Origin of the sequence: Streptomyces sp. NPDC088252 (assembly GCF_044740965.1) — a bacterium.
GTDB lineage: Bacteria > Actinomycetota > Actinomycetes > Streptomycetales > Streptomycetaceae > Streptomyces.
On record NZ_JBIURS010000003.1, the window covers coordinates 335,452 to 347,195 of the forward strand.

Below are 11,744 nucleotides of genomic sequence, written 5' to 3' on the forward strand. Positions count from 1 at the left end.
GCCCTACACGTCGAGCTGATCGGCGACCGCGCGCAGCAGGCTGCCGATCTTCTTGCCGGCCGCCTTGTCGGGGTAGCGGCCGCGCTCCAGCATCGGCGTGATGTTCTCCAGCAGGGTGGTCAGATCCTGCACGATGGACGCGAGCTCGTCCGGCTTGCGGCGCTGTGCGGCCGCGACGGACGGGGTCGGGTCCAGGACCGCCACCGAGAGCGCCTGGTCTCCGCGCTGACCTGCCACGACACCGAATTCCACACGCTGGCCGGGCTTGAGTGCGTCGACGCCGTCGGGAAGCACCGAGGAGTGCACGAAGACGTCACCGCCGTCGTCGCGGGAGAGAAAGCCGAAGCCCTTCTCACTGTTGAACCATTTGACCTTGCCAGTCGGCAAAGCACGCACCCCATCTCAACCCGTATGCCGGAACAAAGCCTCAGCAGGTCAGGCTATCCAGTGGTGGTGCTCCCCTGCTGGCAGAAGCCTCCCCAGGTGAAGTACCCCTCGTCAAGCCTGGTCATCCGGACTGTGTCCAGAAACGGTGCCTGCGCCACGCGTGGCCTGCCGCGGGGCGTTTCGCCGGCGCCGGCAACTACCCTGGCGGGGTGAGCACTACTCCTTCTGGCGCAGGTGACCGGCTCGTCCGGATCGGCGCGATCGTCTTCTTCGTCGGCGCACTGTCCACCCTGGCCACCATGGCCCCCCTCTTCCTCGGCACCCATCCGCTTCCGCCCATCGCGTGGTCGCTGTGCATGCTGATGGGCGTGGGCTTCCTGATCGCCGCGGCGGGCGTGGTGCGGTCGGTACGGGCGGGGGCGCCGAAGCGGTAGGGCCGGGGGCGCCCGGCGGACCGTATCGGCCTCGCGCCGGACGGGTCCCGGCTGCTGGGCCGGGCTCTGGGGTGCGGGTGGCAGCCGCACCGGGCGGGTGCGGCGGCCTCGGGGATCGGCTCGGCGGTTCGGGTCAGTCGGCCCGGAGCAGGGTGTGCAGTTCGGCGGTGTCGATGATGTGGGCCCGTGCGGGGAAGACTCGATGGAGCAGGACGTCGTGGACTTCGGTGTCGGGGTCGGCGACGCCGTCGGACAGGACGTAGAGCCGGTAGTCGCGGTCGGCCGCGTCGATCACGGTGGACAGGACGACGCCGCTGGTACTGATGCCGGAGACGACCAGAGTGGTGATGCCGCGCTCGCGCAGCCGCTGGTCGAGGTCGGTGGTGGACAGGCCGCCGTGGCGGATCTTGCGCACCGTGATGTCGCCGTCCTGGGGAGCCAGTCGTTCGTGGACGGCAGCGGCAGGGTCCTCGTGGTGCATGACACGGTGCCGGGCCACCGGGGCGAAGGACTTGTTGGTGGCCGGGATCGCGTCCCAGTCGGCCTCGGTGAAGCCGACGCGGACGTAGGCGATGGTGCCGCCGTTGGCGCGGACGTCGGCGATGGCCCCTTCCATGCGGCCGAGCAGGGCTTCGCGGTCCCCGCCCTCGGGCAGAAGTGCCAGCATCGCGGGCTGGTAGTCCATGACGAGAAGAGCGGTGCGGGCGGGGTCGAGCGCGGGGGCGGTGCTCACGCGAGTGTTCTCCTTGTTGGTGGTACGTCTGGTCGGCGCGGACGCGCGCCGGCGGACCAGCTGCGGCCTTGCGGGCCTCAGTGGCGAGTCGCGGTCTCTCATGTGTGGCTGCCGGCGGGCTCCGGCTCGGCGAGGGGCGCCGCGGCGCGTCGGGGGAGCAGCAGCGGGGTCGCCAGCAGGAGCACGCCGGCCAGGCCGATGGCCGTGCGCGGGCCGAGCAGGGCGCCCAGCACGCCCCATGCGGCCGTCAGGAGCGCGGTGGAGGCCTTGGTCGTCACCGACCAGGCGGTCAGGGTGCGGGTGACCCGCTCGGCCGGGGTGCGCTCAAGGCGGTGGGTGGCCTGGACGGGGTTGAAGACCCCGCAGCAGAAGATCAGCCCGAGCTCGACGCCCATCACCAGCAGCAGCCCTCCGGCCCCCGGCCCCGGGAAGGCCAGGCCCACGGACCAGACCGCGCGCAGCGCCCCGGCCGCGACCAGGACCCGGTGCTGCCCGAACCGGGTGACGAGCGGCCGGGCCAGCCGCGAACCGAGCAGCCCGCCGATCGCGGGCGCGGCGAAGGCGAGGCCGTACTGCCATGGTGCGAAACCGAGTTGGCCGAGCATCAGGACGGCCATCAGCGGCTGGGTGGCCATCACCAGGCCGTTGAACAGGGCGGTGTTGAAGAACAGCGGACGCAGCGTCGCGTCGGCGAGGATGTACCGCCAGCCGTCGAGCAGGTCCCCGGCCCGCATGCGCGCGGCCTCCCGGCGCTCGGGCCGTGGCTCCTGGCCGCCCGTCGCGCGGATGCCCAGGGCCGAGAGCAGGTAGCTGACCGCGTCGGCCACCACCGTCGCCACCGGACCGAGCAGCCCGATCGCCGCGCCGCCCAGCGGGGGGCCGATGATCGTGGTCGTCCAGGTCGTCGACTCGAACCGGGCGTTGGCGACGAGCAGGTCCTCGGGCGGCAGCAGCGTCTTCAGATACGCGCCCGAGGCGGCGCGGAAGCCGATGTCGGCCGCCGCGACGACGACCGAGACCAGCAGGAGCTGGACGAAGGTGAGCACGCCGAGCGCGACCGCGGCGGGGATCGTCAGCAGCGCCGCGAACCGCACCAGGTCCATCCCGATCAGCACCGGCCGCTTGCGGCGGAACTCCACCCACGGGCCGAGCGGCACCGCCACGGCGGCGCCCACCGCCGCCCCCGCGGAGGACAGTGCCGCGACCTCCGCCGGCCCGGCGTGCAGCACCCGGATGGCGATCAGCGGGAACGCGCCGAAGGCGAGCCATGTGCCGAGCGCACTGGTCCCGTACGCCCCCCAGAGCCAGCCGAACTGTCGCCCCAACCGATGCCCGTCCCTCATGTCCGACGCCCCTCGTCGCTCACCCGCACAACCGATCCGTGATCGGAAGCATCAAAGCGAGCACCGTGCCCGGGGATCAAACAACCACGGGGCCACCAGGCCACAACCAACGGTTGTGCCCATAGGGTGTCGGCATGGACCTCGAAACCGTCCGGACCTTCGTCGCCGTCGTGGAAGCGGGGCAGTTCCAGGAGGCCGCCGCCGAGCTGGCGGTCACCCAGCAGGCCGTCTCCAAGCGCATCGCCGCGCTGGAGCGCGACCTCGGCGTACGGCTGTTCACCCGCACCCCGCGCGGCGCCGAGCTCACCATCGACGGGCAGGCGTTCCTGCCCCACGCGCGCGAGCTGCTGCGCGTCGCCGAGCGTGCGGTCACGTCCGTGCGCACCGGCCACCGCCCGCTGCGCATCGACGTGATCGCCTCGCGCAGCGCACAGTCGGGCCTGATGCGCGGCTTCCACCGCGCGCACCCCGAGATCGACCTCGACGTGGTGATGCTGTTCGACATCGAGACGGCCGTCGCCGCCATCCGGTCCGGCACGATCGACGCGTCCTTCCGTGCCGTCGCCGCGCCCGGCCGGCCCCTTCCCGAGGACATCGAGTCCGTCCGTGTGCTCGACGAGCCGCTCCAGCTCCTCACCGGCCCCGCCCACGCGCTGGCGCGCGCCCGGTCGGTGCCGCTCACTCAGCTCGCCGGGCACCGGATCTGGATGCCCGGCATCGTCCCCGGTACCGAGTGGGCCGCCTACTACGACGACCTCGTCGCCGAGTTCGGCCTCACCATCGAGGCGACCGGCCCCAACTTCGGCTCCGACGCGCTGCTCGACACCATCGCCGACACTCCGGCCCTCGCCACCTTCATGAGCGAACAGACCCGCCTCATCTGGCCTGCGGGCCACGGCCTGCGCCGCATCCCGGTGACCGACCCGACACCCGTCTACCCGCACTCGCTCCTCTGGCACCGCGACAACTCCCACCCCGCGCTGGCCACCCTCCGCGCCCACCTCGCCACCACAACGGCCCGCCACGACGCCGCCGGGACCTGGATGCCGGGCTGGGTGATTCCGCGCTGAAGGCCGCCGCGTCCGCGATCACCGTGGCCGGACCGACGGACGGCGGCGTCGGCAGGCCGGCGCCGGCTTGTTGACCGCAAACATCAGGAGCCCCACCCTGCTGCCGCCCGATCCTCGCCTCACGGGACAGCGGCAGGAACCGAAAAGGGCAGCACAAGCCACCCGTCAGGCAATGCTTCCCGATCGCCACACACCCCGGCAGCAACGCTGCACGCCCACCGCAACATGCGTTTGGCTTGAAATGCGTTGCAAATGCTACGAGTGCGTTGATACAGATGAAGATCCTGCTGTCAGTGGCACGTGTGGTGCCGGACGCAGCTGACGGGGCGTATCAGCCGGGGGATGCGGGGGGTTGGCGTGACGGGGTGGGACATCAGGCCGAGCGGGGTGGAGTCCGTTCTGTCGTTGGTGGGGCTGGCGGCCGAGGATCTGAGCAAGGGCGTCAGGGGTTACGGCGAGAGCGTGGAGGACGCCGCGCTGCACGCCGGGACGATCAGTGGCCCGTACTGCGGTGAGGCGCCCGCGGGGCCGGTGGGGGCCGCGGTGGTGAACTTCGTCGCCGACACCCAGCAGCGGATCAGGTTCATGGCGGCGCGTACGAAGAAGTCGATGGACGGCACGGTCAAGGCCACCACCGAGTACATCGAGGGCGACCTGGCCATGGCCGCCCAGGCCCAGCGCGACGCGGCCAAGGCGCCCACCCCCGCCGAGATCAGGGCGGTCGGGCAGAAGCCCGGCCACCGGGGCGGGGAGTAGCCGGCGTGATCGAACCGGGTGGGATACCGCAGTACACGGGTGACTTCGGTCAGCTGGAGAAGGCCGCGTCCAGCCTGCGTACGCATGCCACGGGCATCCGGACCGGGGGGAAGGACGTCCACTCCCGCTTCCAGGCGACGGCCGCCTATTACAAGGCTCCCGAGGCCGACAAGCTGTTCTCGTCCACGCAGCCGGTGATGGATACGGCGGAGGAGTTCGCCGGGGACATCGAGTCGCTGGCCGATGCCCTGGACACGTTCATCTTCGAGGCCAAGCCGCACGCGGACCGACTCAAGCAATTGAAGCTGGACGCGTTCACCTTCGTCGACAGCGTCCGGGGTGATGACGACTGGACCAAGGACCAGACCAAGGTCGACGCGCATCAGGCTTTGCTGGATGGCGTAGTGGCGGCGCGTGAGGCCTTCCAGGAGGCCGAGCGCAACGCCGCCAACAAGATCAACGCGATCAGTCCGGGTATGTGCCGCCCGCAGTGGGTGGTGGACGACGGTACGCACGGACTCGGCATGTACGGCCAGAACGCCGACGCGCTCAAGGACGTGAAGGATCTGCCGTGGGGCAGCCCCGAGGGCCGCACCTACGAGCGCTGGAGTCTGGGGTGGTGGGGACACGGGGCCAAGAGCTGGGTGTGGGACGGCATCGCCAAGGACAGCATCTGGGGCGGTATCGACGGCCTGGGCACCTTGGCCGGCTTCCACGGGGCGCAGGAGCGCGACCAGGCCTGGGACGGGCTGAGGCGCACCGTCGTCGGCGGCTACGCCTACGGCATGGACCTGTTCGGACAGGACGAGCACCTGACCGGCTGGCAGCGCGACAGCAAGGTGTACGCGAAGGAGTTCGGAAAGCAGTTCATCGCGTACGACACCTGGGAGGAGGATCCCGCTCGCGCTCACGCCGTGGTCTCCTTCAACCTGCTCACACTCGCCTCCGGCCCGTTGGCCGCCGCCTCGAAGCTCGGCAAGGGCGGCACGTTCGCAAGGGCGGCCGGCACGGTGGCGAAGATCGGCGATGCCCTCGACCCGCTCGGCGGCGCCTTCAAGGCCGCCAAAGCGCTTTCGGACCTGCCCAAGGTCTCCCAGGTCCTGGCCAACGTCAGCGACCACCTCCAGATCCCGAAGACCAAGTTCCCGGACGGCGCCCTCGACCTCAGCGACCGCTACCGCGTCGACAAGGACGGCAACTTCATCCCACTGGACCGGGACGGCACACCCAATCTGGACCCGGCCAGGCACGAACCCTCGGCAGCCGAACGGGGTGTCGGCCAACCGCACGGCGATCGTGAACCGGTCGGCGTGGGCGGGCGGGCGCCCGGAGCTACCGCCCACACGGGCGACGGCCTGCCGCCGCGCGGCGGCCACGACGCGGGAAACGCGTCACATGGACCGAGGGGTGAGGGCGACCATGGCGCTGCGGGGCAGCACGGCCCCGGGGATAGCCGCGGCGCCGGACCAGGCGAACATTCAAGCGGCGGCGGCCACTGGGGTGAAACTGCAGATTCCAGCCATGGGGATGCTGCGCACGTGGACACCCCAGCGGCAGGTGGTGGCGGAGACGGTGCAGGGCACGCCGATAGCCATCACGGATCCGGCACCCCCTCCGGACCGGTCGATTCCGGGCCCATGGAGTTGGGAGGGGAGGCCGAGCGTCGATTCCGCGAAGGTATGCGCAACATTCCCAATAACAACATCAAGCCCAAGGTTCTAGAAAAGATCGTCGCGCGAATGGGAACTTATCCTCAGGGTCGGGAGATCGCCGATATAATCACCTCCGGACATCTCTCGCAAACACGTAAATTCAGAGACGTCGTATCCATGCTGGGATCCGGTGTTCGCGGCCAGGACCTTCGGGCTATTGATCAAATCCGACTCGGCGACCAGTTCTACAGGAGCGGGCTGCGCGACATCGAGTTCGAGATCAAGAACCAGACCTTCAAGGCAGATCTGGACGTTCGAGTGACTGACGCGAACGGAGAAAGCTACGGATATCAAATGAAGCGACTGGAAAACCCCAAGAACCCGTTTGAATCGATCGCGAAGGCAGATCATCTGGGCCAGCTATCGAAGTCGACTGCCGATCACAAGATCATGCTCGTGGACGGGCAGGGGACCGTAGCCGAGTGGCAGGCAAGAGGAATCCCCGAAGAACTGCTTCAGGTTCACCGGGGCGAACACGCCATCAAGAGCGGAAAGGGGCGTGGCATCCTGTTCGTCATCCGGCTCGACGACGGGACGATCACGATCCCTCCGGGCGCCAAGGCCGATCCGCGAGGTGTCCTGTGATTACAACAAACCCTGTGGGTAGCTGGTCCTGGGAGACCAAGGAGGAAAAACCGGGGCAAGACCTCGCGCTGCGTTGTGGCCGTACGGCCCTCCAGGCATGGGCGGCGATGCACGCTCTCGGTATCGTCGACGGAGACGCGACAGCTGACGTCACCATGCGCGCCGAGGACGACCATTCCGTCTTGTTCACGCGCAAGCGAGTACCCGTGGCCCTGGCCGACGCCGCGGATGGCAGTCAACTCTTCGCCGTCCTGAGGTCAACAGACCTGGAGCGGGCAGGCATGGTGGAGATCAACCTGGCCACGTCTGGCACCTGCGTGCGCAATAGGGAACTTCACCGGGTCGAGAAGCTCTTCATGATTTCGGTCGAAGAGTGGGCAAGCGGCGCTGGAACGGTAACACTTGACACGTACAGCGATGCCTGGATGTCTCATGACCTGCGCGGCCATCGGCAACCCGGAATTCAGAAGGAGAATGCTCCACGCCTCAAGGCTGCACTCACCGCGATTACACAAATGGTCGGGGTTGAGGTCGTCGCCTCGGACTTCACCTCCTACGGAATCCCAACCAAGGACGGGTTCGAAGACCTTCCAGACGAGGACCCAGACGTTCTGGACTCCTGGTATATGGCGGAAATTCCGCGTCGGACCGAGTGGCTCCAGTCACGCCTGCCGCCAAACTCACCCCGCTTTGAGGCGGAGACCGATGCACCGGTCAGCTTCGTCGAAGTGGCTAAGGGCAGACGGACAGTCGGCTATCTCTGGGCGGCAGAGGATGAGGTTGCGGCGGGGTTTGAACCTCGCACCCCGGCCGGTGATGAGGCACTCGACGCCGGACGAGATTGGCTGATGCGTCTCAGCGAGGCGAAGCAGCGTGGGCTGACGCCTGCCCAAGCGGTGCGTGAATTGGCGTCCTGGCCCGGCAACGCTCGTTCTGGAACTGTTGTGCCTGGGACTCAACAAGAAGCCTCCTCGTTGGAGGACTTGCAGGACCTCTCAGGACGCGAGTGATGCTCCGACACTAGAAGCAAGAAGCCTGGACTGCTCACGAGGGCAACCAGCTCCCTCATCTCCTGGATCCGTCTGTACGGAGCACACATGACTCAGGACGTCATAGCCCTCACCCCGCAGATGCCGGACACCAAGACGCTGCTGGCCGGGCTCCACGCCGGTGGCCCCGATCTGCTCGTGAACCGGGCCGGGGGTGGGTCCGTCGTTCAGTTGTGCACCGCTGCCGGGCAGGCGTTGGTGTCGGTCGAAGCGCCCAGGTACCTCCAAGTCCCGGGTGAAGTGGACCGATTGCTCGGGTCAAGCGTGCATGCGGACTCGCCCGTGTGGTGGACCGAGGCGCGGGCGACCACGGCTGTGGAGGAGGCAGGGCGGCTGGCCGGGTCCGTCGCCGGGCGCCTGACGGCTGTACTCGGGGGCAGCGTCTGGCCGCGCGAGGCCGGCCATACCGACGTCGTGACCGACCTCGCCGAAGCCACCACAACGGCAGCGCCGATGGGTGTCGACATGCTCACCGACACGGCCGCCGTCGTCATCCAGGGCCGCCCCGTCGTCGCTGCCACGACCTGGCTGACCGACGTGGTGCGCGACACGGTCCGGACTGGGCGTGAACTGCAGATCCTCACCCCGCCCGGCACTCGGCTCACTTTTCCCGCCCGCACACTGCTCGACGGGGTGCCCTCCCGCTGGGTCGTCCGCGACCCCGGGTGCGGCTACTACGACGGGCTCTCCGGAGCCGTACTGCACTGGCACGACGGCCGATTCGCCCCGGTCGTCGCCGACGGCCCCCGGATCGCGGACGCCTTCCGGCCCCGTCCGGGCCTTGAGGGAGGACGGCAACTGCTGCTCGCCATCCGTACGATCCACCCGGCCGACGAGCGGCTCGTCCTGGGCGGCGCCCTGGAACAGGCATGGCGCACGCTCACCGGAGCCCCGCCCGCCGGGTGGGCCACCGCCGAACCCGTCAACGTTCCCTGGTCGCCACGGCAGTTCACCGACCTTGCGCGCACCCGCGCCCAACAGTCCCTGCCCACCTGGATCGCCGCCGTCGGCGCCCCCGACCGCCCGGCGATCGCCACCGTGCGCACGGCCCGTACTCAGGCCGGCGTCGAGGAGCACATCACGCTGGCCGTCGGCTGCGTTGCAGACCAGAGCACTCCGGTGGACGCCCTGCCCGAGCTCGCCGAGGCCCTGACGGCCAGGCACAACCTCGCCACGATGGTCACCCAACTGCGCACCGCACGCGCGGATCTGACCACCCCGGCCCACTACGAGCCGCCCCCGGTACCGCTCTCCTTCACGCTAGGCCCCGACGCCGTCGCCGACCTCGGGCTCGACCACGCCCGCAAGGCCCTCACCAATGCCGCACCCGCCCAACTCGGCCCAGCCACCCGACCCGCCCTGCACTACACACTCGGCGACGGCACCGACCCCGCCGCCTGGCAGCACCTGCGGCATATCCACGACCACGTGAACGGTGCCCGACAGAAGTGAAAGTCACCAACGAACCGCTGCGGGCTCGTACCCGTCTGGGATTGCCGGACGACGCAGATGCCTTCAAGGAGATACGGGGGCTATCCGCCGAGCGGCAAGAATTGGATTCCATGATGAACCAGGTGCATCGCATCGACATCGATGACCCTGATGTCGATATGGACATGAGTCATCGCATGCTCTATCGAAGCGAGTTGTTCACGGGAGAGGTCGCAGAATATCAGGGCGGGCAAATGGTCTGCCTTGATACCTACGTCGATGGAATCAGGAACGGATCGTCCCAGATGTGGCATCCGGATGGCTCTTTGAGGTTGCAGGGAACTGTCATCAATGGCGTCGCATCAGAGGAGTTTCTAGAATGGCACCCCAACGGCGCCCTGAAGTCCAGAAAGTTTTTCGATAACGAAATCTATTCGCTCCGAGAAGAGACCACTTGGGACGAGAAAGGTAACGCTGTCCGCGACTGGCATCGCGAATAGGAGCCGGTTCGGGCACCTCTCCCACTCCCCAAGAAAAGTGTGACTGGCGGGCACCTGCTTCCATCCTGCGGCACGGAGGGCGGGAGCGTCCGTGGTCCACCGAGTCGCACTCAGGAGCAGCGCACCCGCGCCGGAGTCGAAGAGAACATCACTCTGGCCATCGGGCATGGCGCGTGCCAGAGCATTCAGGTGGACGCCCCGCGCGAGCTGGACGAGTCCCTGGCGACCGGGCACAACCTCGCCCGCCCGGCAGCGCCTCCAGCGGATCAACGACCACCTGAACGACGCCCGACAGAAGGGATGAGCAGGGTCTCGACGACCTGCGTGGAGGAAGTAACGGTCGAGCGCGGCCGATAGTCGGGGTGTGCTCCGACAGCGGATGCTGGGAAACTCCAGGCATGCCGATTGTTGAAGTCTCGCCCGGAGTGTCCATCGCGTACGAAACCTTCGGTGACCCCTCCGACGCACCTGTCCTGCTGGTGACGGGTTTCAGCGCTCAGATGATCGCCTGGCACGAGGACTTCTGCCGCGCACTCGCCCATCGTGGCCGCTACGTGATCCGGTACGACAACCGCGACTGCGGGCTGTCCACCAAGTTCGATGGTCATCCCGTCGATACGGGCCGGGTCATCGACGCTGTGAGCTCGGGAGACATTCCGTCCGCTCTCGCGATGGTTCCCTACACGGTTCAGGACATGGCCGACGACGGCCTCGCCCTGCTCACGGCGCTCGGAATCGAACGCGCTCACGTGGTCGGATCCTCGATGGGCGGAATGCTCGCCCAGACGATGGCCATCAGTCGGCCGACGCGGGTGCTGACCCTGACGTCGATGATGTCCTCGACCGGCGAACCCGAATACGGCCGGTCCACTCCCGAAGCCCAGGCGGTGATCTCCAGTCCGAAGCCGGCGGACCGCGAGGGATACATCGCAGCGGCGGAGCGAGACCTGGTGTGGGCCTCCAAGCGCTACGGCGACCCCGCAGCCCTTCGTGAGCTGGCTGCCACCAGTTACGACCGCGCGTACTGCCCAGCCGGAGTCGGACGTCAACTCGGAGCACTGATCCTCAGTGGTTCACGCGCACAAGCGCTCCGGGAGCTTCGGGTCCCGACCTTGGTGATCCATGGACTGGACGACACACTGATCGACCCCAGCGGCGGGGAACGCACCGCAGATCTCGTGCCCGGAGCGAAGCTCCTGCTGATCCCCGATATGGGCCACGACCGCCCCCGCGAGCTCTGGCCCGAGATCAACGACGCCATCGAGGCGCACACCAACCGCGAATGAAGGACGCGTGAGCGGCAGCCCCGCCACGGTCACGCCGCTCCGCCGTAGAGCGCCCGGAAGCGCAGCAGCGCCTGATGGTCCGAGTCGGATTCCGTGAGCACGTAGTCGTCCTCAAGGACACCGTTCTCATCCCACTGCTTCGCCCACAACGCAATGCCGTACTCGTACTCGCCGTCCTCCGCGAGCTGCCCGTTCCTGTGCCACTCCCGAGCCCGTCCGTGCAGCGCCCCTCGCGTGAAAGTCGAGTCCACCATGGGCTGCCCCGACGGGTACCACTCCTTCGTCGACCCCCACTTCAGACCCTCGCGGTAGGTCGCCTCGGACCTGAGGGCGCCATCCTTCTCCGTGAACGCGACCCCGGTGAAGGGCATGCCGTCCAGGTAGCGGAGGCCGTCGTCCTGGTGGTCGACTCGGTCTGCCGGTGCTCGATCCATGGAGGCTTCCTCGCTGTCCTGCCG

The 11,744-nt window shown here is 68.3% G+C and carries 12 protein-coding genes; 8 read left to right on the plus strand and 4 right to left on the minus strand.

Going from position 1 to position 11,744, the window contains the following annotated elements:
- Positions 1 to 3 precede the first annotated feature (3 nt).
- Entirely contained in the window at positions 4 to 387 is a 384-nt protein-coding gene (locus tag ACIOHC_RS08520; protein ID WP_351081896.1) for a cold-shock protein, read from the minus strand.
- A 209-nt stretch (positions 388 to 596) separates the two neighbouring features.
- On the opposite strand from ACIOHC_RS08520, the gene ACIOHC_RS08525 reads away from it, so the two are divergent.
- Positions 597 to 821, plus strand: coding sequence for a hypothetical protein (locus ACIOHC_RS08525; protein WP_351081894.1), 225 nt, complete (start codon positions 597 to 599; stop codon positions 819 to 821).
- 133 nt (positions 822 to 954) lie between these two features.
- On the opposite strand, the gene ACIOHC_RS08530 is transcribed toward ACIOHC_RS08525, so the two are convergent.
- Positions 955 to 1,554 carry a cysteine hydrolase gene (locus tag ACIOHC_RS08530; protein WP_351081892.1) on the minus strand — a complete coding sequence of 200 codons (600 nt, stop codon included), beginning with the start codon at positions 1,552 to 1,554 and terminating at the stop codon, positions 955 to 957.
- A gap of 98 nt (positions 1,555 to 1,652) precedes the next feature.
- Positions 1,653 to 2,897 carry an MFS transporter gene (locus ACIOHC_RS08535; RefSeq protein WP_351081890.1) on the minus strand — a complete coding sequence of 415 codons (1,245 nt, stop codon included), beginning with the start codon at positions 2,895 to 2,897 and terminating at the stop codon, positions 1,653 to 1,655.
- Positions 2,898 to 3,031: 134 nt separating this feature from the next.
- Here ACIOHC_RS08535 and ACIOHC_RS08540 point away from each other — a divergent pair, with 134 nt between their 5' ends.
- The 7 genes from ACIOHC_RS08540 to ACIOHC_RS08570 all read left to right on the plus strand — a co-directional run bounded on the left by ACIOHC_RS08540 (position 3,032) and on the right by ACIOHC_RS08570 (position 11,286).
- Positions 3,032 to 3,967 carry a LysR family transcriptional regulator gene (locus tag ACIOHC_RS08540; RefSeq protein ID WP_365689757.1) on the plus strand — a complete coding sequence of 312 codons (936 nt, stop codon included), beginning with the start codon at positions 3,032 to 3,034 and terminating at the stop codon, positions 3,965 to 3,967.
- Positions 3,968 to 4,309: 342 nt separating this feature from the next.
- Positions 4,310 to 4,723 (plus strand): DUF6507 family protein, encoded by a 414-nt coding sequence (locus ACIOHC_RS08545; protein ID WP_401842025.1) that lies wholly within the window; start codon positions 4,310 to 4,312, stop codon positions 4,721 to 4,723.
- Between the two features lie 5 nt (positions 4,724 to 4,728).
- Positions 4,729 to 7,020, plus strand: a complete 2,292-nt coding sequence (locus tag ACIOHC_RS08550) for a hypothetical protein (RefSeq protein WP_365689750.1) — start codon at positions 4,729 to 4,731, stop codon at positions 7,018 to 7,020.
- Positions 7,021 to 7,034: 14 nt separating this feature from the next.
- Positions 7,035 to 8,030: a hypothetical protein gene (locus tag ACIOHC_RS08555; RefSeq protein WP_351081883.1), complete on the plus strand. Its 996-nt coding sequence runs from the start codon at positions 7,035 to 7,037 to the stop codon at positions 8,028 to 8,030.
- Between the two features lie 87 nt (positions 8,031 to 8,117).
- Entirely contained in the window at positions 8,118 to 9,521 is a 1,404-nt protein-coding gene (locus ACIOHC_RS08560; protein ID WP_365689748.1) for a DUF6177 family protein, read from the plus strand.
- Positions 9,518 to 10,000: a hypothetical protein gene (locus tag ACIOHC_RS08565; protein WP_351081879.1), complete on the plus strand. Its 483-nt coding sequence runs from the start codon at positions 9,518 to 9,520 to the stop codon at positions 9,998 to 10,000. The genes ACIOHC_RS08560 and ACIOHC_RS08565 overlap by 4 nt, the downstream gene beginning before the upstream one ends.
- A 398-nt stretch (positions 10,001 to 10,398) precedes the next feature.
- Positions 10,399 to 11,286 carry an alpha/beta hydrolase gene (locus ACIOHC_RS08570; RefSeq protein WP_365689746.1) on the plus strand — a complete coding sequence of 296 codons (888 nt, stop codon included), beginning with the start codon at positions 10,399 to 10,401 and terminating at the stop codon, positions 11,284 to 11,286.
- Between the two features lie 29 nt (positions 11,287 to 11,315).
- On the opposite strand, the gene ACIOHC_RS08575 is transcribed toward ACIOHC_RS08570, so the two are convergent.
- Complete coding sequence (locus ACIOHC_RS08575; RefSeq protein ID WP_351081875.1) at positions 11,316 to 11,720, minus strand: hypothetical protein; 405 nt, start codon at positions 11,718 to 11,720, stop codon at positions 11,316 to 11,318.
- Positions 11,721 to 11,744: the final 24 nt, after the last annotated feature.